The sequence below is a fragment of the Citrobacter sp. Cu233 genome, assembly GCF_030332225.1.
GTDB lineage: Bacteria > Pseudomonadota > Gammaproteobacteria > Enterobacterales > Enterobacteriaceae > Citrobacter.
Genome location: NZ_JAOWIF010000021.1, coordinates 120,138 through 140,885 on the forward strand (window position 1 = coordinate 120,138; position 20,748 = coordinate 140,885).

Consider the following 20,748-nt stretch of genomic DNA (forward strand, 5'->3'; position numbering starts at 1 on the left):
AGTCAGATAAAGTGCTTACGCAAACGCTGGGAGAGGAAATCCAGCAGACTGACGGTGACGATGATTAACACCATCAGGGCACAGGTTTGCTGGAACTGGAAACCGCGAATCGCTTCCCATAAGGTCACGCCGATACCACCGGCTCCCACCATCCCGACCACCGTGGCCGAACGAACGTTGGACTCAAAGCGATACAGCGAGTAGGAGATGAGCAGCGGCATGACCTGTGGCAGGACGCCGTAAAGAATCTCTTCAATCTTGTTGGCTCCGGTGGCGCGAATGCCTTCTACCGGACCGGGTTCAATGGCTTCTACCGCTTCGGAAAGCAGCTTGGAGAGCACCCCGGTGGTATGGATAAACAGCGCCATCACCCCGGCGAACGGACCCAAACCAACGGCGACGACAAACAGCATGGCGAAGACCATTTCGTTGATGGCGCGACAGGCATCCATCAGGCGACGCATCGGCTGGTAAATCCACCACGGCACGAGGTTATCGGCGCACATCAGGCCGAACGGAATCGACAACACCACGGCGAGGGCAGTACCCCAAACGGCGATTTGCAGCGTGACGGCCATTTCACCGAGATAGTCCTGCCACTGGCTGAAGTCAGGTGGGAAGAAGTCGGCAGCGAAGGTTGCCATATTGCCGGAATCCTGGATCAGCGTGAGCGGGGCCATTTCGGCGCCTTTCCACGAGACCACCAGCACGGCGAGAAGAATGGCCCAGCTCAGCAGCGAGAACCAGCTACGCTTGGGCGGGGCGACGGTGATGGTTTGCATATTTAGCTCCATTATTCTGTATTGCCGGATGGCGGCTTTGCCTTATCCGGCCTACGTTCGTAGGCCCGGTAAGCATCGCGCCACCGGGCAATCCGTTATTGCACCGCTTTGGTCACGCTGGTCATTGCACCCAGCGCTGCAGTCAGGCGGTCGAGATCATCAAGCTGTGCTTTCAGAGCCGACGTTTTGCTGGTTTTTTCTTCTGCATTCAGGCCTTTGTTGTCCTTCACGCCCTGCATCTCTTTAAACAGTGCAAGTTGGCGAATCGGGACCAGTTGCAGATCGCTGGAGGCGCGGAACGGTGCCCAACCCAGGCGTTCTAGCACGGTTTTCTGCTCCGGCGTTTTGCCGTAGTTCATGAAGAAGTCGTACACCTTGTCCTTGGTGGCTTCAGAGAGGTTCTTACGCCAGACGATCGGATCGCCTGGGATCAGCGGTGACTTCCAGATAACCTTCAGTTCTTTCAGCTTGTCTGGTGCGGAGGTTTTCAGCTTGTCGAGGTTTTCGGTGTTGTTGGTAGCCACATCCACCTGTTTGTTGGCGACGGCCAGGGCGTTGGTTTCGTGTCCGGCATTGACGGTGCGTTTGAAGTCGGTGGCGGAGATGTTGTTTTTCGCGAAGACGTAGTAACCAGGGACGAGGTAGCCTGAAGTGGAGTTGGGATCGCCGTTGCCGAAGGTCAGATCCTTACGTTTGGCGATCAGATCGTTCAGGTTGTTGATCGGGCTGTCCTTGTTAACGATCAGTACGCTCCAGTACCCTGGAGAGCCGTCGGCAGCGACGGTCTGGGCAAAGACCTGTCCGTTGGCGCGATCCACCGCTTCCATTGCTGAGAGGTTGCCATACCAGGCGATATCGACTTTGTTAAAGCGCATTCCCTGGATGATCCCGGCGTAGTCCGGAGCAAAGAAGGCGTTCACTTTTACGCCCAGTGATTTTTCCATATCTTTCAGGAACGGTTCCCACTGTGGCTTCAGGTTTTGCTGTGATTCAGTTGAAATAATGCCAAAGTTCAGCGCTTTTTCTTGTTCTTCGGCATGCGCCGGGCTTAACAAGGTACTGATGCTGAACATGCTGGTGAACGCCAGCGCGGCAACGGCCTTATAGCTCATGTTTTTTCCTCAACGAGTCATTGTTCCAGGCTATTTCACTTGTCAGCCTGGTCTTTTCAGTTCAATTAAGCAGCCTGCGCGTTCTGTTCGACGCGGTTCATGCTGCGGTAGAGATGATCAAAACGATCGTTATCGAAGTGCTGGCTGCTGCCATCAAAGAAGACGTTGCCCTGACGCAGCGCGACAATGCGTTCGCAGTAGCGCAGGGCGTAATCCACCTGATGCAGCGTGACGACCACGGTAATACCGTCGGTCTGGTTGATGTCGCGCAGGGTGTCCATCACGATGCGCGCCGATTCCGGGTCCAGCGAGGCAATGGGCTCGTCGGCGAGGATCACTTTGGCCTGCTGCATTAGCGCGCGGGCGATGGCGACGCGCTGCTGCTGTCCGCCGGAGAGCGTGGAAACGCGCTGATAGGCAAAGTGCGCCATACCCACGCGGGTCAGCGCCTGTAACGCGCGCTGCTTCTGTTCCTGGCTAAACCAGCTAAAGCAGGTGCGCCAGAACGGTGTGCTACCGAGCGCGCCAATCAGCACGTTCTCCAGCACGGTCAGGCGGTTCACCAGATTGAACTGCTGGAAGATGTAGCCGGTGTGGGCACGGCTTTTGCGGATGTCGCGCGCCAGTCGGCCTTCACGTTGAACGGTACGGCCTAATAGCTCGACGTGACTGCCCGGTGATTTATCACCGGTAATCAAGCCGCTTAAATGACGTAAAAGGGTGGATTTGCCGGAGCCTGATGGCCCAAGCAGAGCCACCATCTCACCGGCACAGATATTCAGATCAACCGCATTAAGCGCCTGATGTTGATTGAAGGATTTGGAGAGTTTCTCGACGCGAATAACCGTTTGCATGATGCGGCCTCCCTAAAAAAGTGGCCCCATCGTGGCGGATTAATGTGACGTTTTCGTTAAAGGAAAGTTACTTGGCGATGAAGAGTTGAGCGATATTTGATGACAGTCCGGGAGGACGAGCCTCCCGTTACATCACTCGGTAGGGGGTTGCTGTTGCTTGACGACGTTGATCATCCACGGCACGCCGTACTGGTCGGTCACTTTACCGAAACCATGTGCCCAGAAGGTCTCCTGCCAGTCCATTTCAATTTGTCCTTGTGCGGCCAGGTTATCAAACCAGCGCTTCCCTTCATCGACATTTTGCGTGTCGAGAACCAGCGTGAAGCCGGAGTAGTGGGCTTTTCCGGTGGCGACGCTATCGCTCATCATAATGTCGCTGCCCGCAATACGTAGGTTGGCATGGGCGATGGCGGTATCGGGGAATTTCATTCCGGAAGGGCAACCTTCTTCGCTGTCCTGCGCCGATTTGGGCATTTCACCGAAGTTGATTTTGTAGAGAAGTTCAGCGCCTAATGTTTTTTGGTAGTACGCAATGGCGTCAGCGCAGTTGCCTGCGAATGAGATGTAGGGACTTAACGGCATGATCTTTACCTCGGGTAAGAGAAGCCAGTTAAGTGTAGATGCCGTGTACAAAAATAAACCAGGCGGGAAGTATGGGCTTCCCGCCTGACAAATGATCTGATGTAGGCGCTGATAAGCGCAGCGCCATCAGGCAAGTGAAATCAGTTCTTTTTCACAAACTCGGATTTCAGCTTCATTGGACCAAAGCCATCAATTTTGCAATCGATGTTGTGGTCGCCTTCAACCAGGCGGATATTCTTCACTTTGGTACCGATCTTCAGCATGGAAGAGCTACCTTTTACCTTCAGATCTTTTACTACGGTAACGCTGTCGCCATCGGCGAGCAGGTTACCGTTAGCATCTTTAACGATCAGTTCGTCGCTGTCCTGAGCGGGTTCAGCGTCGTTCCATTCGTGAGCGCATTCCGGGCAGATGAACATGCCGTTATCTTCGTAAGTGTATTCGGAGTTGCATTGTGGGCAGTGTGGTAATGACATGTGGATTTCCTCAAAAGTCAGCAGGGGCAAAAGCGCCCAAAAGTTGGCAGATTGCCGAAAAAGGCCGCAATTATACATAAAATCCCTGCTTTTGTCGGGGCTACAGGCCAATTATGCGCAACTATCTGTTGTGGCGTCGGGTTGCTTTCACGTCTATGAAAACCAGAAGGAATATTTTTTAAGGGAAATTGCTACGTTTAGTTATTTAAGATAAGGTGAGGCGAAACACCCGATATTCATAGGTAACATGGCTTACAGGATAGCTAAGTCATTGTGAGTGAATACTTTGCGACCCCTTAATTTTGGTAGGGGAATTAAGCTGGCATTCTTTAAAACTGAACTACTCTGTTTATCTTTCTTACTTAATATAGTCAGTGAGAGGCATCAGGCCAGCAGTTATACGATAAATTTTATTTTAATAATATCAGCTGGTTGTTTTAATTTTAATTATTTCCACACGTAATTATAAAAGCCGAAGATCTATAAATAAAACGATTTGGCTAAATAAAAGTAATGCTATTTGCGTTAAGGAAAGATTTTCCATGTACACACAGACAATTTATGAATTAAGTCAGGAAGCTGAACGCTTACTGATGCTCTCTCTTGAACATCTCCGGCAATTGCAGAAATTGCCAATGACCTCGGCGAATGATGTCATGGTGAAAAAAGGAGAGCATAGTGGACAGGTTGTTCAGCCCCTGCATTTCAGCGCTCGTGGCATGGATGTCCAGCAGGCAACGCTCAACAATGAACTGCGAAAGATTACCCGTCTGGAAATGGTTCTGGCTATCGTCGGTACGATGAAGGCGGGAAAGTCGACGACGATTAACGCGATTGTCGGAACCGAGGTTTTACCTAATCGTAATCGCCCGATGACGGCGTTACCGACCCTTATCCGCCATACACCGGGACAGAAAGAGCCGGTGCTGCATTTTTCGCATGTCGCGCCAATTGACGCCTTAATGAAAGTATTACAGCAGCGCGTGCGGGAATGCGATCGTCAGCGTTTGGCTCAGGCGCTGGAAATAGACAAGGATATGAATGCCCTGCTTCAACATATTGAAAACGGCGTGGCATTTGAACGGTATTATCTTGGTGCACAACCCATTTTCCATTTTCTCAAGAGCCTGAACGATCTGGTGCGTTTGTCTAAAGCGCTGGAGGTGGATTTTCCGTTTACCGCCTATGCTGCAATTGAACATATTCCGGTTATTGAGGTTGAGTTCGTGCATCTGGCCGGGCTGGCCAGTTATCCGGGACAATTGACGCTGCTGGATACACCCGGGCCGAATGAGGCCGGACAACCACACTTACAACAGATGCTCAATGAACAGCTGGCCCGGGCTTCAGCGGTACTGGCGGTGATGGATTATACCCAACTGAAGTCGATTTCGGATGAGGAAGTCCGTCAGGCCATTATGGCGGTTGGAAAATCAGTACCGCTGTATGCACTGGTTAACAAATTCGATCAGAAAGACCGCAACAGCGATGATGAAGAGCAGGTGCGGGCGTTAATTTCCGGCACGTTGATGAAAGGCGGTATTACGCCTGAACGTATTTATCCGGTCTCCTCAATGTGGGGATATCTGGCCAACAGGGCACGCCATGAACTAGTGAACAATGGGCGCTTGCCGGATCATCAGGAGCAGCGCTGGGTCCAGGACTTTGCCGAAGCGGCACTCGGCAGGCGCTGGCGTACCACCGATCTTGATGATAAAGAACATATTCGACATGCCGCCGATCTGCTTTGGGAAGACTCACTATTTGAACAACCGATTCAGAAAGTGATCCATGCTGCCTACGCTAATGCCTCACTGTATGCGCTCCGCTCGGCATCACACAAGCTATTGAACTATTCGCAAAGCGCACACGAATATCTGGAATTTCGCGCCCACGGCTTAACCGTAGCCTATGAGCAGTTGCGGATGAACATCGCGCATATTGAAGATGACATGCAACAGTTGCAGATAAGCCAGGCGCGGGTGGGTGACGAGGTCAGTCACGAGGTTGAGCTGGCACTGGAGGCTGCTGCCGGCTATCTGAATCAGCAGCAGACCGAGATTCTGTGCGGTATTAATACGTTCTTTGTTAAAGAAAACGTGCTGATGATGTCACAACATGGCATGGGGGCTGCCATTGCGACGGCGGAAATGGCCGGTGATATGCTGGTGTTGCATGACGAGGGGCAAGCGAAAATTGTGTTAGATAAAATCCGCTCCTCCTGCGAGGTTGTCCTGCTGGCGGCGCAGGAGAGTATCAGCCGGGATCTGGCGCTGCGTTTTGAGGAACTTGAATCGACGCTATCCCGGGCGCTGAATGACGCTATGCGGCCTATTGAGCAACGGGTGAAAGAGGATCTGAACCATGCCGGATTTCGGGCGCGGATCCGTTTTCCTGCTTTTCATGCGTCGATGTTTAATTTCAATACACGTCAGTTGTTTAACGAGGCTATTGAACAGGATATCCCGGCGGATAATGCCTCGTCCACCGGCGGTGTTGTACGTGACACGTTCTCACGTTGGTTGAATCAGCCAAACTGGGGATGGAATGATTACGTCGAAACAAAAACGCGTTATCTCATTGATATGGGCGCGTTGCACAAGAACCTTGTCCATTATGTCACTCAGTTTTGCCAACAAATTCGTAAAGCTTTAGTTGCTCAGGTCGATATTTCCGTTACGGCAGGCATGGCCACGTTTTTTGCTGATTTTTCACTGTGTCTGACACAATTGCAGACGAGCCTGCGCGAGAGTCTGACCCTGCGCCAGCAAAATGAATCGGCGGTGAACGCAATGAATGAACAATTGCAGCATCGTATTGCGACGGCGGCATGGATTTATGAAGATTCCCGCTTGCTGCGTGACGATATCCACACCCTTTTTGCAACCGAGCATACATGACTAACGTGTTACTGGAAGGCCCAGGGCGGACGCTGGAGTGCGTCTACCCGAAGTTTATGGTCGATCTGGTTCAGGGAGATGAAACCAAACGTTCCGGCGGTTTTCTGCAGCAGCAGCGGTTGCGTGCGCGCCTGACGCAGGAAGTGTTATCCCAGACGCAACTGCGGGCATGGGTGATGGCGGGGGTATCCAGCGAACACCTGGTGATGCGCCTTAAGCTGGTGGAAAAGCTGGCGGGTACTATCGATCCTGGTCACCTGGCGCTGGCACGTATTGCCGAGCGACTGGTGTTTTTACAACAAACTGAACAGCCACGCGGCCAATCAACTCCCGGCGTGATGCAGCAATTAATGTCACTGGCGGACGGGTTTGCCCAACGTAGCGCATATAAAGAGAAAGCGCTGACGCAACGTGGGCTGACCGTGCAGGCAGGCGAACACAGTGAACAGATTTTTACTCGCTGGCGGGCTGGGGCGTATGACGGCTGGTCATTACCCGGACGCTGCTTTGTTGCGCTGGAGGAACTGCGCTGGGGTGCCTTTGGTGATGCCTGTCGGCTGGCGAATGCCGATGTTGTGTCGATGCTAAAAGACAATTTACGCACAATGGCTGCCCAGACGCTGGCACACAGCGTGAATGCGGCACCTACTACGCGCCATTATTATCATCAATGGCTGAGTTCACCTGCAGTTGGGGGTTCGAGCGAACATAACGATCTGCTGAGTTGGCTGGGTGACTGGTGTGATGCACAGCGCCATCCGGTGAGCTGGTCGGTGACGCAGCGTTGGCAGAATGTGGCGTTGGGGATGCCGAGGCTGTGTTCGGCAAAGCGACTGGTTGATGCGATGGTTGAAGAGATTTTTGCACCGTCCCCCCTCTGAATCACTGAGAAGGGACGGCGAGTGATGTGTAGCCCGACTTAGTGGTGCAGCGAGTCTGCCGGTGTGGTTGCCGTTTCTGCGGCGACCGGCGCTTTGTTAAACCGTTTGGCGTACAGTGCCGTGATAATTGGCACCAGAATCGCAGTCACTATCACGCTGGCAGCGACCAGAGCAGTTGCCGAAGCGGCAACCGGTTCAAATGCCGGGTTAATCTGGGCGATGATGACTGGGTTCGCCACTGCAGCGCCAGCCGCAGAAGAGGCGGCGACACCTGCCGTACCGTTCCCGCCACCAATGACGCGGTCAGCAATAATCAGCGGGATACCGGTGATAACGATGACGGCCACACCCAGCAGGATACCCAGCAGACCGGTATCAACGATGACGCTCAGGTTAATGGTGTTACCCAGTGCGAAGCCGAAGAACGGAATCAGTACTGGTGTCGCTTTGCTAAAGAAGGCTCGCAGGTCGTGATCCAGGTTGCCCAGTGTAAAGCCAATCAGGAACGGCAGGACCGCGCCGATGAAATGGTGTGGCTCAAAAGAGGCCAGGCCGGCAGAGCCCAGAATGACCATGGTCATTAACGGACCGGACTCCAGAGACATCAAAACAAATGCGCCAGACTCTTCTTTCGTACCGTACTGATTCATCAGACTGGCGTACAATCCCCCGTTGGTCATGTCCATTGCTGAGACAATTGCCAGTACGGAAAGACCTGCAAAGAACCCTGTTTGAATGCCTGTATCAGGAATAAATGAAGCGGCAATCATTGCCACTGCCCAGGCTACGGCTATTTTGGTTAATACCAATGTACCTGACTTGCGTAATACTGTACCGGTTGCTCGCAAATCAATTGATGCACCGATACAAAAAAACCATACCGCCAGAATCGGAACTGTCCCGCTGATCATACCTTTGGTAAACGAACCGAAATACGCGCCCGTATCGGGAGCTAACGTATTTAACACTGCGCCTAATAACAGAGGAATCAACATCATTCCGCCGGGGATGCGTTCAATCGTGGCTTTAATTTTCATAAACGTCCTCATGTCTTGTCGCAGGTTATAAACGCGCAAGAAAGTAAAAATTATTTAAATTCAAAATGTTACTTGTGAGTTTTAACAGAGAAAACGGCTATCTCTTTGTTTTATAAAATCTAACGCGGCATACGTTGAGCGTGCTACTGCTCCCAGGGATATTGCGTCTGGAATTAGTTTGCATTCATAGGAACGTTGATTCAATCAAAATAAAACGATGTTTTAGTTATCTTCATCACATATTCCGAGCAAAGATCATTACAGGTTCAGATTATTAAAAAACCTGTGATCTTTTTGTGAAGGGATTAGGTGAATTTTTTGCTAGCAGATTAATAGTGACTTCTGTGATTGTTGAGGAAACCAAGCGATTTATTCTTGTAATTAATTTTCTATAAATCGCAAGCATTTCATGTAAAAAAGCTGACTGAGAATGACCTTATTTACGCAGGTTGACGAAATGAAAAACTATGTGTGAAGTTGATCACACATTTAAACACTGTTAGGGTAAAGAGGTCATTAACCGCCCAATCAGGCGTCAACAGGTTCGGTTGTACTGCTCATGATCAGTCAGTGTAAGTAAACCTGCTACGCTTGTTACAGGGATTGCGCCTGTGCAATCCCCGCTCGGCGATGACCTTAGCGCATACGGCGTTGGGAGACTCGATCTGTAGCGCGACAGGGCTAAGTCTATGAGGACTGGTATGCTAAAAAGGAAAAAAATAAAGCCAATTACGCTTCGCGACGTCACCATTATTGATGACGGAAAACTGCGAAAAGCCATTACCGCAGCGTCGCTAGGTAATGCAATGGAGTGGTTTGATTTTGGTGTTTATGGGTTTGTTGCTTACGCATTAGGTAAAGTGTTCTTCCCGGGGGCTGACCCCAGCGTGCAGATGGTTGCTGCACTTGCTACCTTCTCCGTTCCCTTTCTGATTCGACCGCTTGGCGGATTGTTCTTCGGTATGCTCGGCGATAAATACGGTCGCCAAAAGATCCTGGCTATCACGATTGTGATTATGTCGATCAGTACCTTCTGTATTGGGTTGATCCCGTCGTATGCGTCTATTGGTATCTGGGCACCAATCCTGCTGCTGTTGTGTAAGATGGCACAGGGCTTTTCGGTCGGCGGAGAGTATACCGGCGCGTCGATTTTTGTCGCAGAGTATTCCCCGGACCGTAAGCGTGGATTTATGGGCAGTTGGCTGGACTTCGGCTCTATTGCCGGGTTTGTGCTGGGGGCCGGTGTCGTCGTCTTGATCTCGACCGTCGTCGGTGAAGACAACTTCCTTGAATGGGGTTGGCGTATTCCGTTCTTCCTGGCACTACCGTTAGGGCTGATTGGTCTGTATCTGCGCCATGCTCTGGAAGAAACCCCTGCGTTTCAGCAGCATGTCGACAAGCTGGAGCAGGGCGATCGTCAGGGTCTGCAGGAAGGACCGAAGATTTCGTTTAAAGAAATTGCGACTAAACACTGGCGTAGCCTGCTGGCGTGCACCGGTCTGGTGATTGCGACCAACGTCACCTACTACATGCTGCTCACCTATATGCCGAGCTACCTGTCGCATAACCTGCACTACTCTGAAGATCACGGTGTGCTGATTATTATCGCCATTATGATTGGTATGCTGTTTGTGCAGCCGGTGATGGGCCTGCTGAGTGACCGCTTCGGGCGTCGTCCGTTTGTGATCATGGGCAGTATTGCGCTGTTTGTGCTGGCAATCCCGGCATTTATTCTGATTAACAGCAATGTCATCGGCCTGATTTTCGCCGGGTTGCTGATGCTGGCGGTGATCCTCAACTGCTTCACCGGGGTCATGGCATCAACGTTACCCGCGATGTTCCCGACACATATTCGTTACAGTGCGCTGGCCGCCGCGTTTAACATTTCGGTACTGGTTGCAGGCTTGACGCCGACGCTGGCTGCCTGGCTGGTGGAAAGTTCGCAGAATCTGATGATGCCTGCTTACTATCTGATGGTGATTGCGGTCGTGGGGTTAATTACCGGTGTGACCATGAAAGAGACTGCCAATCAGCCGTTGAAAGGGGCGACACCTGCGGCTTCGGATATTCAGGAAGCGAAAGAAATTCTCGGTGAGCACTACGATAACATTGAGCAGAAAATCGAAGACATCGATCAGGAAATTGCTGAGCTACAGGTTAAGCGTTCGCGCCTGGTCCAGCAGCATCCGCGTATTGATGAGTAATGATGTCATTGCCTGATAGTATGCAGCTTTCAGGCCTACGGAGATTATGCTGAACCATTATATCAACTTAAGGTTGGCTTAATCTCCGTAAGGCAAACTCTCCTCCAGATTATCGGAGGAGAGTGTCATGAAAACCCGTATTTATGAAAGTTTGACCACCGTGTGCAGCGTACTGATTGTGAGCAGCTTTTTGTACGTGTGGGTGAGCTCTTACTGATCTTTCTCCAGTACCACCCAGGCGCGAGTACCACTGGCTCCTGGGCGGTTTTGTAAAAAGAACTGCCCGCGATGAAGTTGGGTAATTCGACTGACAATGCTCAATCCCAGCCCAATGCCGCCGAAACGGCTGTCCATGCGTACAAACGCTTTGCTTAACTCCCCGCACTTACTTTCATCAATGCCTGGCCCCTCATCCTCGACGGCCATAATTGCATTTTGTTCCGCGTTAAGGTTAATCGTAATGTTGGTACCTTCCGGGCTGTAACGGTGGGCGTTTTCTACCAGATTTCGCAACAGCATCCGCAACAGCGTGACGTCACCGCGTACGATGACATCCTCTGCGCTTGCCGGTAGGAGCAACGTTTGTTGTCGCTGGTCCAGCATGGTGCTGAGCTCATCGTAGGAGGGCAGAATGACGTCTTCCAGCAGTTTGACATGCTGGTAATTTCCGGCCGAAAACGACTGACCCACACGGGCGAGTTGCAACAGCTGCGACACGCTGTCCATCATTTGGTCTAGACGGGTGATTAGCGGCGTAACGTCAACATTGTGGGTTTTTGACAGCAATTCCAGATGCAGACGAACGCCGGATAATGGCGTTCGTAGCTCATGGGCAACGTCGGCAGTAAACAGACGCTCGTTGTCGATAGTGGTTGTTAGCCGCGTAACCAGGTGATTGAGCGCCGTCACTACCGCCTGTATCTCAATGGTGGAGCTACGGATATTAATGGGAGCCAGATTATCCGCTGTGCGAGTTTCTAACTCCTGTTGGAGATCGGCAAGAGGACGGGTAATGCGCCGCACCGCCTGATAGCAAATAATGAGCGTCAGGCTGACCATAAAAATGCCGGGGACGATCAGGCTGGCGATAGCCTCACGGATCTCATGCATGATATGGCGATCGTTGTTACGGTTTTCGCGTAACGCCTGTTCGAACAGCTGTATTTGCTCGGTGCTTTCGTGCCACAACCAGAAGGTGCTAATCAGCTGGAAGACCAGCAGAATCAGGCCGATCGTCAGCATTAAACGCTGGCGAAGCGGGAGCGGTTGTTTTAGAAAACGCATCAAATTCACTTAACTTTCCTCAGTAGCGGCCAGCATGTAGCCAAAACCTCGAACCGTGCGAATGCGTGATTTTCCCACTTTATCGCGCAGGTTATGGATGTGGACTTCCAGCGTATTGGTCGACGGCTCGTTATCCCAGCTGTAGATGTCGTTATACAAAATTTCCCGGTGTACCGGGCTCCCCGCTTTGAGCATCAGCCGCGACAATAGCGCATACTCTTTTGGCGTTAAGACTATTTCTTGTCCATCCATCCACACCTGGCGGCGGCCGATATTTAATGTCAGGTTGCCAATGATAATCTCACTTTCACCCTGATTGTTATGCCGACGCAACAGCGCCCGAATGCGGGCATGCAGTTCTTCCAGCGCGAACGGTTTGACCAGATAGTCATCAGCGCCGACATCCAGCCCGGTGATGCGGTCTTTCACGGTGTCGCGGGCAGTCAGGATCAGGACCGGAACGGTATATTTTTTCTGCCTGATGCGGGTCAGAAAATGCAGGCCATCCTCATCCGGCAAACCTAAATCCAGAACGACAAGACTGTAATGACCCGTTTCAAGACAATGTTCGGCGGCACGGGCCGTTGACACGCCATCGCAGGCGTAGCCTTCCGTTTGTGCGGCAAGTATCAGCCCCTGTAGTAACAGCGTATCGTCTTCAACAATCAGAATTTTCATTCGGTTAGCCTCCCTTGCATGGGTGCAGAATATCATCTGCTGACTGGTAATACCTGGTTTGTACGCCCGTTAATCCCAGCAGGGTTGAGAACAGATTATCCTGCGAGAAATCTTCTGAGCTGGCCCGTTTCTGCAAACATGTTTGAGAAATCTGGTAGCGTTGCTGATAGTCCTCTGAAAGCCACAACAGCATCGGTACATGTTTTTGTGTGTCTGGTGCAATCGAATACGGCAGACCGTGCAAGTAGACGCCGTTTTCTCCTAAGGATTCACCGTGATCGGAAAGATAAACCAGACTGGTGGTGAAATTGTCCTGATGCGCTTTCAGTATATTGATCGCTTTATCAACAATATAGTCAATGTACAGGATGGTATTGTCGTAGGTATTCACCAGTTGCTGCTGCGAACACGTTTGAATTTCGTTGGTATCGCAGGTTGGGGTAAATTTCTTAAACTGTGGCGGATAACGGTTGTAATAGGTTGGACCATGGCTGCCGATGGTGTGCAGTACGATCACGCCGTCGCCCTGTAGGTTATTAATGTACTCTTCCAGCCCGTGGAACAGGACTTCATCGTAGCATTCACCGTTAATACACTGTCCCGGTAGGTTCAGCGCAGTCATATCCTGATGCGGTACGCGGTCACAGGCACCTTTACAGCCGCCGTCGTTATCATTCCACAGAACGTTAATTCCCGCCCGCTGGATGATATCGAGTACGCCTTCCTGGTGGTGAGCCAGTTCTTCATCGTAGTGCGCACGTGGCATGTCGGAGAACATGCAGGGTACGGAAACGGCTGTCGCCGTACCGCAGGACGTTGTACGCGGGAAATAAACGACATCATCTTTTTCCAGCAACGGATTGGTCTGACGTGAATACCCTGACAGCGAGAAGTTGTCGCCGCGTGACGTTTCACCAAGCACCACAATAGTGAGGTTCTTACGTTTTCCTTTCACCATTTCTGGATTACGGTGCGCATCTTCGCCAATACGCACCAGCGGCAGGTTGGCCAGCCTCTGGTGTGAATACCAGGATGACGTTGCCACGATGCTGTTGGACGGGCTGAGGGACTTAACCAGCTCTTTATTATTACGAAACAGCGACGCGTAATCTTTATAGAAAAAGGCGGCGACCAGCACGATAAGCAGTGCCGATATCAGGATATTCGCAGCGCGATACAACACGCTGCGCAGCGCAGGCGTAATGGGTTTGATTCTTACCCAGCAGGCAACGATGGCGGCCAGAATGCCGCTCAGTCCCAGCGTCAGGAGCATTTGCGGCGTCATGAGGGCGAAGGTTTCAGCAGGTGTGGTATCCATCATGTTGGCGATCATCGAACGGTCGATGATGATGCCGTAGGTCATGATGAAATACTGGGCGGACGCCCCGACCAAAATGAAAATGCACGCGACCAGGCGATTAAGCCACAGAAAAGAGGCCAGTGTGAGCACGATATTCATGACGCTGAAAGCGACAACCGGCATCGATAAGAACACCAGGATGTTGCGCAGGGAATCCAGCGGAAGGTCTTGCAGTACCTGTTTGTAGAACGCGATGTTCAGGAAGGTCGCAAGATAAAATGAGATCAGCAATAGCCAGCTGATTTGCCCGAGAGTCGGTCTTTTAAACAGGAGCTTTAACATTAAGGGGGTTCCATCAACTAAGTGGAGCGGATCCTCTCAAAGTAAAATTAAGCCAACATTAAGTTCTTAATGTTAGCAGGTACTGGTGTGGGGGATGCGTAGGCCCGATGCGCTTATGTCATCGGGCAACGACGCTTACAGGCATTAATTATTGTTGGTCGGGGCATCCAGAGGATACGGGTTTTTATGGATCCGGTTGTAATTGAGCGCATACAGCGCGGTGATGACCATCAACATCACGAACGACCACATCACTTCTTTGGCACCAGACCCCACCACTGCCCAGATGCAGTAGACAAATGCCACGAAGGTCACCAGTAAGTACATCGGACGCGCTTTACCAAAGTGACCGTGGCCCAGCAGCAGCAAAGCGGCACAGGTATACAGATAAGGCACCAGCGTGAAGATGACTGAGACGGAAGAGACCAGACCAAATTCTTTTGCAGCGTTTGGTGACATGCTGCTGAACTGGAAGATGGTCATCAGGATCCCGACGATGATTAGCCCGGCAACCGGTGTTCCCGCTTTGTTGACGCGCGCGAAAATCGGTGGGAACAGGCCGTCATCGGCAGCCGCTTTTGCGGTCTGGCCGGCCAACAGTGTCCAACCACCCAGTGAGCCAAGGCACCCAGCCGCTGCACAGAAGGAGACAATGGCCCCAGCGGTATCACCCAGTGCCATTCGTGCAGCATCACCAAACGGTGAGGCTGACACACGCAGCGCAGCGTTAGGGATCATACCCATAATCGCCGTGGTTGAGAGAACGTAGCAGACGGCGGCAATCAGCACCCCGCCAATGGTGGCGATAGGGACGTTACGTTTCGGGTTTTTAACCACACCGGCGGCAACGGAGGCGCTTTCAACCCCAATGAATGACCATAAGGTTACGTTTAAGGTGCTTTGGATTGCGCCGAAGGTATTCATTCCGCTGACGTTCCAGGCTGCCATATAGGTTTCACCGCGGAACCAGAACCAGCCGAAGACGGCAATCCCGACGATCGGTACCAGCGCCAGTACCGTCGCAACGGCCTGCACGCGAGTGATCATTTTTGGACCGACAATATTCAGCAAGACGAAGATCCACAGTACAACGACACAGGTGAGCGTCAGGACCAGCGGATCTTTTAAAATTGGGAAGAAATAGCTCAGGTAACCCACACCAATAACGACCATGGCGATGTTACCAATCCAGCAGGCCAACCAGTACAGGACGTTAGTCTGGTAGCCTAAAAAGGGACCGAAGCAGCGGCGTGCATAAGCGTAAGAACCACCGGGACTGGAGTCTAAGGACGACATTTTGGCGTACACCATCGACAGTGCCAGAGCACCAATAATAGTGACCAACCATCCGTAGATTGCAATCCCGCCAGTTGACGCCAGGTTTGCGGGTAGCAGGAATACACCGGAACCCATAATATTCCCCGACACCATAAGGGTGACGGGGATTAAGCCCACTTTGTGAGCATCAGCATCCGTCGACATATTTTTTTACTCCTGATAAGGATAAATGACGTCACATCATACCTCTTCAGAAGACTATTTTATGATGGCGAAACAGGGGTATCGCCAATGCTGATATTATTATGGCTCATCGCTAAATGATTAAAAGTCAGGCAGCGGATGGTTCCCGATGTTGGCTGACATAATGCAGTGGCGTCATTCCATAGAATTCTTTGAATACGGAGATAAAGTATGAAGTACTGTTATATCCGCACAACTGAGATACCTGTGAAATGTTTTTCCCGTCCATCATTAATTGATTGACGGCATAACGCATACGACACGTGGTGATTATTTGACTGTAACTTGTATTTTCATTTTTGAGCTTTTTCTTTAACAAACTGGGACTCAGGCATAAGCAACTGGCGACCATGCTTAAATTCCAGTCTTTATGAATATCGCTCTCAATGATGTGGTAAACGCTGTCGCTGATGCGATTGCGTAACATATGCATCAGCAGGGAGATAAACTTTTTGCTGTCGAGAAAACGCGATAATACGGTGAACAGTAGTGAGCGGGTACGCTCATTCTCGCCTTCGTTTTGCGTTTCCATCACGCTGTGTTGAGCCGCAACCCGAAAGACATCCGGCGTCAGGCAGACGGCGGTCATCACTGGGTTAGCGCTACGTTGCCAGAGAGGGATCTGTGAAAGATCTTTATTTAAAAATCGTAGATAGTCTTTAATAACATCGCGGCTGATATGTACGACCAGTGCGTTATTAATTGAAGAGAAGTCGATAATATTATTATCACACGCCACCAGAGCCATGTGGTTAGCTTTTAAACTGATGGCTTCTTTACCGTTAATCCTTAACCAAACATCTTTCTCCGTTAATACAACAACACAAGCTTCTTTGCTGCAAAGCCTCATACCCAAACTCCCGGAATATGAACATCAAATACCGTAACTCAGCACCTGCTGAGTAATAGCGGCTAAAAGAATTGTATGATGAATCAAGACACGCGATAAAATAGCGTGATTTTTAGTAATTACAATATCTGTAGGGATTCTTGGCCTGTACATAATTTTTTACGCAAGTGGCAACGTACTATTTGCGTATAAAAAAAGCGCGGGGTGGTCCCGCGCAAAAGGTATGACAATGTTATTGTTTTGCAGCAATACTCAGGAATTACTCAACCATCACACGTCAACCTTATAAAAAATAGACTATCTAAAAAGCGACATTAGGCTTTCACGCACATGACGTGATACACACCGTCAATAATTTCCGTTCCTTCGGTTTCATGTTCAAAGCCAGGGAAATGATGATCCCAGGATTGCAACGAACGTAGATAACTAATCTGCGGGCTGTTGGCATCGCCAAAGTTTTCCCCGGACAGCAGCATTGGAATTCCCGGTGGGTAAGGAATGACGGAGTTGGCTGCGATACGGCCAGGCAGATTTTCAATAGCCACCATCTCAACGTTATCGCTGACTATCGCGTTATAGGCTTCACGCGGGGTAATTTCAGCAACGGGCAGGCCGGAGTAGGCCGCATTGAGTCGGCTACCTGGGTTATTTTCTTTCAGCCAGGCGAACATGGTGTCGCCCAGATCGTGAATACCCATATTGGCGTAAGTGTCAGGATGTTCCTCTACCAGTTCCGGCATCACCTGTGAGAGCGGGGTATTGGCATCGTAGTGGTGTTTGAAAGAGCACAGCGTGTTAATCAGCGTGCCCCATTTACCACGGGTGATCCCCATAGAGAACAAGAACATAATCTGGAAATCGGTGGTACGGGTCGGTACGATGCCGTGGCGGCCAAGCCAGGCAGTAACCAGCGCCGCCGGAACACCGGTCTGTTCCAGCTCGCCATCATCACCCATACCTGGAGCCAGAATACTGACTTTAATGGGGTCCAGCATGCTCCAGTTATCTGGCAGGTCCTTAAACCCATGCCAGGATTCACCCGGACGCATCACCCAGCAGTTCTGATCGGTCGTCAGGAGTTGAGTGGGGGCATCCGCAAAGTCATAGGTTTTTCCGGTTTGCGGATCGGTAACCACCTCTTTGTTCCACGGTTTGAAGAACCAGTCGCCCTCAGCGGTGAATTCTTTGTACAACCGTGCCATCGCCTGACGGAAATCGACGGCTTCATCGATCACTTCCTGGGTGAGCGACAGGCCACTGTTACCGTCCATCATGGAAACGGCCACGTCGTTTGATGCACAGATGGCATACAGCGGAGAAGTGGTGGCGTGCATCATGTACGCCTGGTTAAAGCGGGAGAAATTTACCGCTCCACGACCTTCACGGACATGAATGTAAGATGCCTGAGAGAGCGCATTCAGCAACTTATGGGTCGAGTGGGTGGCAAAAACGGTTGGGCCGCTATGGTCGCCAGGTGCACCACGCATAGCGTAGTGATCGGCATAAATCGGGTTGAAACGCGCATAACCGTACCAGGCTTCATCGAAATGAATGCGATCGCTGGTCTGGGCTAACAGGTCCTGCGCCTCTTTTGCGTTGTAGCAGACACCGTCATAGGTGCAGTTGGTTACAACGCTATATGACGGTTTCTGTCCGGTTTTGTCTTTCGTCAGCGGGCTTTCGCTGATTTTTTTCTGCAATGTTTCAGGTTGCATTTCCTGCGGGTAGATAGGCCCGATAATGCCGTAGCGGTTGCGGCTTGGCACCATGTACACCGGTTTTGCCCCGGTAAGAATGAGCCCTTGTTCAATGGATTTATGGCAGTTACGGTCCAGCACCACCACATCGTTATCAGTCATGCATGCCTGCATGATGGTGCGGTTAGAGCCAGAAGTACCGACCACCACGGACCATGAACGGTCAGCGCCGAAGACTCGCGCGGCATATTTTTCGCTTTCACCAAACGCGCCAGTATGGTCAAGCAGTGAACCCAGTGACGCGCGTTCAATACCCATGTCGCTACGGAACAGGTTTTCACCGTAGTAGTCATGATAGAAACGACCGGCCGGCGTTTTAGTAAATCCCACGCCGCCCTGGTGACCTGGGGCTGCCCAGGAATATTCGTGGATGTCACTGTATTTCATCAGCGCGCTGAACAGCGGCGGTAACAGTTGTTGGCGGTAGCGGGTCATCGCAGCAACGGCGCGCCCGGCAATAAAGTCAGCGGTATCTTCGAGAATCCAGGCGAATTCATCGACAAGCTCCAGCAGATCGCGATCCAGCGATGCAGTGGCTTTTTCCCGATCGCCCAGCAGAAAAACGGGGACGTTTTGCTGGCGTTCGTGGAGCTTGCCGATCAATTGCCTGACATTCAGGTGTTCATCTTGTTGTTCCATTTGATAGCTGAACATCAGGCAATCAATGGCTTCATTTGCCGCGAGGATGGCATAACCATCGTCGAATGAGGTGGACTTAATGACGGTAACATTTTGGCGGCTTAAGGCATCAGCCAGACGCTCGACAGCGCTACCAACCCAGGTGTCCTGATGCAGAAACTCACTTTCAACAATTAATACTTTCATCATCTTTTACCCGGTAGTGGAGAGGTTGCAATTTATGGATTGCAGACACACCGTATGAATGTGACGCAGGCAAGTATTATCCTGACGAATTGGGCTGTAAAGTGGCTGAGAAATGAGCTCATTTTGTTTTTATTTCTTTATAAACAAATAATTAATATTCATTGAAGGCCATTTTTCGGCACTGTTTATCGACAGGGGAATTATTTTTTTGGCTGATACTGATATTGCTGAATGGGAGGCGCTGTCAGTGGACATGTGTTTGCGCCATCCGGCGCTCATCCGGCCATCGATTGTCGGTGTTGTTGGCTCAGTTTGCGGTACTGCTGTGGTGACATGCCGACAAATTTGCTGAAAGTATCGTAAAAACGACTGCTGGAGCGAAACCCGGCGGTAAGGGCGACGTCCAGAATGGTTTTATCGGTGTCGCTCAGCAATGCGCGAACGTGGTTGATACGCATCGCGGTAATGTACTGCTTCATGGTGAGTTGCATCACGCGCTGGAAAATCCCCATCGCATAGTTGGGGTTGAGCTTCACGTGCTCCGCAACATCGTTGATGGTGAGTGCCTGGTCGTAGTTGTCGGCAATAAAACTGAGCATTTGACTCACGTAAAACTGTGCGTGACGTGACACGCTGTTTTTGTGCGTGCCCGAGGTTTTATTGACCAGGATTGGCTGCCAGCCGGAGAGGCTAAACCGCTTGAGCATCAGGCTAATTTCATCGATGGCAAGCTGGCGAATTTGTTCGTTCGGGCTACTCAGCTCCTGCTGCCAGCGCTGAACTTCAAAGGTGCTCAACTGCTGAGAGGCTTGTGATTTGATGACCATGCCATGCGTGACGTGGTTGATCAGTTCACGGTCCAGCGGCCAGGAGAGAAACAGGTGCATGGGTAAATTAAAGATAGCCATGTTCTGGCAGGCGCCAGGTCGTATTAACTGGTGCGGCGTACAGGCCCAAAATAGGGTGATATGGCCCTGTTTTATCTGCACCACTTCGTTATTGATCAGGTATTCCACATCGCCGTCGAACGGTACGTTAACCTCCACCTGCCCATGCCAGTGGCTGGTGGTCATGGCGTGTGGTGCGCGTAGTTCGATATCAAGACGTTGATATTCCGAGTACAGCGACAGTGGGCTACGGGTTTGTTTTTCATCGCTGTTGCACATGTGCGGATCGGGGGGAAGCGCTGAGATTGGCGGCGTGGTCATGGGAGCTCCAGTTCCTGATTGTTCAGAATCATGCCATTTTTCAGCGGATAAGACTGCGAATCGGCGCGCAAATCAGGTCACCATTACCTGTAGTGTGCTTTTTTGAACCCGGATTCTCTGCTTTTTGGTTAAAATTGTCCCAGAAACTCAGTTTT

Annotated in this window: 17 protein-coding genes; 4 read left to right on the forward strand and 13 right to left on the reverse strand. The window is 51.1% G+C overall.

Features of this window, described 5'->3' with window-relative positions:
- Window positions 1-2: 2 nt before the first annotated feature.
- From phnE to OGX95_RS00665, 5 genes are all read right to left on the reverse strand, one after another.
- On the reverse strand, window positions 3-782 hold the full coding sequence (gene phnE / locus OGX95_RS00645; protein ID WP_016155398.1) for a phosphonate ABC transporter, permease protein PhnE: 780 nt from the start codon (window positions 780-782) through the stop codon (window positions 3-5).
- Window positions 783-877: 95 nt separating this feature from the next.
- Window positions 878-1,894, reverse strand: a complete 1,017-nt coding sequence (phnD, locus tag OGX95_RS00650) for a phosphonate ABC transporter substrate-binding protein (RefSeq protein ID WP_286627935.1) — start codon at window positions 1,892-1,894, stop codon at window positions 878-880.
- A gap of 65 nt (window positions 1,895-1,959) precedes the next feature.
- The gene (phnC, locus tag OGX95_RS00655) at window positions 1,960-2,748 is read right to left on the reverse strand and encodes a phosphonate ABC transporter ATP-binding protein (protein ID WP_286627936.1); all 789 of its coding nucleotides are present in this window, start codon (window positions 2,746-2,748) and stop codon (window positions 1,960-1,962) included.
- A 132-nt stretch (window positions 2,749-2,880) separates the two neighbouring features.
- On the reverse strand, window positions 2,881-3,330 hold the full coding sequence (gene yjdN / locus OGX95_RS00660) for a VOC family metalloprotein YjdN (protein ID WP_286627937.1): 450 nt from the start codon (window positions 3,328-3,330) through the stop codon (window positions 2,881-2,883).
- 140 nt (window positions 3,331-3,470) lie between these two features.
- The gene (locus OGX95_RS00665) at window positions 3,471-3,806 is read right to left on the reverse strand and encodes a zinc ribbon domain-containing protein YjdM (protein ID WP_003031835.1); all 336 of its coding nucleotides are present in this window, start codon (window positions 3,804-3,806) and stop codon (window positions 3,471-3,473) included.
- Window positions 3,807-4,348: 542 nt separating this feature from the next.
- Here OGX95_RS00665 and crfC point away from each other — a divergent pair.
- On the forward strand, window positions 4,349-6,706 hold the full coding sequence (gene crfC / locus OGX95_RS00670; protein ID WP_286627938.1) for a clamp-binding protein CrfC: 2,358 nt from the start codon (window positions 4,349-4,351) through the stop codon (window positions 6,704-6,706).
- Window positions 6,703-7,587 (forward strand): diguanylate cyclase regulator RdcB family protein, encoded by an 885-nt coding sequence (locus tag OGX95_RS00675; protein ID WP_286627939.1) that lies wholly within the window; start codon window positions 6,703-6,705, stop codon window positions 7,585-7,587. The genes crfC and OGX95_RS00675 overlap by 4 nt, the downstream gene beginning before the upstream one ends.
- 38 nt (window positions 7,588-7,625) lie before the next feature.
- Here the strand turns inward: OGX95_RS00675 and kdgT are convergent, their stop codons facing one another.
- A complete protein-coding gene (kdgT, locus tag OGX95_RS00680) occupies window positions 7,626-8,624 on the reverse strand; it encodes a 2-keto-3-deoxygluconate transporter (RefSeq protein ID WP_286627940.1) in 999 nt (332 codons plus the stop codon).
- Between the two features lie 701 nt (window positions 8,625-9,325).
- On the opposite strand from kdgT, the gene proP reads away from it, so the two are divergent.
- Window positions 9,326-10,828, forward strand: a complete 1,503-nt coding sequence (gene proP / locus OGX95_RS00685) for a glycine betaine/L-proline transporter ProP (protein ID WP_286627941.1) — start codon at window positions 9,326-9,328, stop codon at window positions 10,826-10,828.
- Window positions 10,829-10,955: 127 nt separating this feature from the next.
- The gene (gene pmrR, locus OGX95_RS00690; protein WP_003826741.1) at window positions 10,956-11,045 is read left to right on the forward strand and encodes an LpxT activity modulator PmrR; all 90 of its coding nucleotides are present in this window, start codon (window positions 10,956-10,958) and stop codon (window positions 11,043-11,045) included.
- On the opposite strand, the gene pmrB is transcribed toward pmrR, so the two are convergent.
- The 7 genes from pmrB to melR form a co-directional block, all read right to left on the reverse strand.
- A complete protein-coding gene (gene pmrB, locus OGX95_RS00695; protein WP_286627942.1) occupies window positions 11,039-12,121 on the reverse strand; it encodes a two-component system sensor histidine kinase PmrB in 1,083 nt (360 codons plus the stop codon). The genes pmrR and pmrB overlap by 7 nt on opposite strands.
- Entirely contained in the window at window positions 12,122-12,790 is a 669-nt protein-coding gene (pmrA, locus tag OGX95_RS00700; protein ID WP_048213870.1) for a two-component system response regulator PmrA, read from the reverse strand.
- Window positions 12,791-12,794: 4 nt separating this feature from the next.
- Window positions 12,795-14,432, reverse strand: a complete 1,638-nt coding sequence (gene eptA, locus OGX95_RS00705) for a phosphoethanolamine transferase EptA (RefSeq protein ID WP_286627943.1) — start codon at window positions 14,430-14,432, stop codon at window positions 12,795-12,797.
- Window positions 14,433-14,576: 144 nt separating this feature from the next.
- On the reverse strand, window positions 14,577-15,914 hold the full coding sequence (gene adiC, locus OGX95_RS00710; protein ID WP_286627944.1) for an arginine/agmatine antiporter: 1,338 nt from the start codon (window positions 15,912-15,914) through the stop codon (window positions 14,577-14,579).
- Between the two features lie 127 nt (window positions 15,915-16,041).
- Entirely contained in the window at window positions 16,042-16,803 is a 762-nt protein-coding gene (locus tag OGX95_RS00715) for an AraC family transcriptional regulator (protein ID WP_286627945.1), read from the reverse strand.
- A gap of 314 nt (window positions 16,804-17,117) precedes the next feature.
- Entirely contained in the window at window positions 17,118-19,385 is a 2,268-nt protein-coding gene (adiA, locus tag OGX95_RS00720) for an arginine decarboxylase (RefSeq protein ID WP_286627953.1), read from the reverse strand.
- A gap of 275 nt (window positions 19,386-19,660) precedes the next feature.
- Window positions 19,661-20,593, reverse strand: coding sequence for a transcriptional regulator MelR (melR, locus tag OGX95_RS00725; RefSeq protein ID WP_286627946.1), 933 nt, complete (start codon window positions 20,591-20,593; stop codon window positions 19,661-19,663).
- Window positions 20,594-20,748: the final 155 nt, after the last annotated feature.

What these genes read in the sequence shown, in the direction of transcription:
- melR (WP_286627946.1), bottom strand. Translation starts at nt 20,593, where the DNA reads ATGACCACGCCGCCAATCTCAGCGCTTCCCCCCGATCCGCACATGTGC.
- pmrR (WP_003826741.1), top strand. Translation starts at nt 10,956, where the DNA reads ATGAAAACCCGTATTTATGAAAGTTTGACCACCGTGTGCAGCGTACTG.
- kdgT (WP_286627940.1), bottom strand. Translation starts at nt 8,624, where the DNA reads ATGAAAATTAAAGCCACGATTGAACGCATCCCCGGCGGAATGATGTTG.
- phnC (WP_286627936.1), bottom strand. Translation starts at nt 2,748, where the DNA reads ATGCAAACGGTTATTCGCGTCGAGAAACTCTCCAAATCCTTCAATCAA.
- OGX95_RS00715 (WP_286627945.1), bottom strand. Translation starts at nt 16,803, where the DNA reads ATGAGGCTTTGCAGCAAAGAAGCTTGTGTTGTTGTATTAACGGAGAAA.
- OGX95_RS00675 (WP_286627939.1), top strand. Translation starts at nt 6,703, where the DNA reads ATGACTAACGTGTTACTGGAAGGCCCAGGGCGGACGCTGGAGTGCGTC.
- proP (WP_286627941.1), top strand. Translation starts at nt 9,326, where the DNA reads ATGCTAAAAAGGAAAAAAATAAAGCCAATTACGCTTCGCGACGTCACC.
- phnE (WP_016155398.1), bottom strand. Translation starts at nt 782, where the DNA reads ATGCAAACCATCACCGTCGCCCCGCCCAAGCGTAGCTGGTTCTCGCTG.
- pmrA (WP_048213870.1), bottom strand. Translation starts at nt 12,790, where the DNA reads ATGAAAATTCTGATTGTTGAAGACGATACGCTGTTACTACAGGGGCTG.
- adiC (WP_286627944.1), bottom strand. Translation starts at nt 15,914, where the DNA reads ATGTCGACGGATGCTGATGCTCACAAAGTGGGCTTAATCCCCGTCACC.
- eptA (WP_286627943.1), bottom strand. Translation starts at nt 14,432, where the DNA reads ATGTTAAAGCTCCTGTTTAAAAGACCGACTCTCGGGCAAATCAGCTGG.
- crfC (WP_286627938.1), top strand. Translation starts at nt 4,349, where the DNA reads ATGTACACACAGACAATTTATGAATTAAGTCAGGAAGCTGAACGCTTA.
- adiA (WP_286627953.1), bottom strand. Translation starts at nt 19,385, where the DNA reads ATGAAAGTATTAATTGTTGAAAGTGAGTTTCTGCATCAGGACACCTGG.
- yjdN (WP_286627937.1), bottom strand. Translation starts at nt 3,330, where the DNA reads ATGCCGTTAAGTCCCTACATCTCATTCGCAGGCAACTGCGCTGACGCC.
- phnD (WP_286627935.1), bottom strand. Translation starts at nt 1,894, where the DNA reads ATGAGCTATAAGGCCGTTGCCGCGCTGGCGTTCACCAGCATGTTCAGC.
- OGX95_RS00665 (WP_003031835.1), bottom strand. Translation starts at nt 3,806, where the DNA reads ATGTCATTACCACACTGCCCACAATGCAACTCCGAATACACTTACGAA.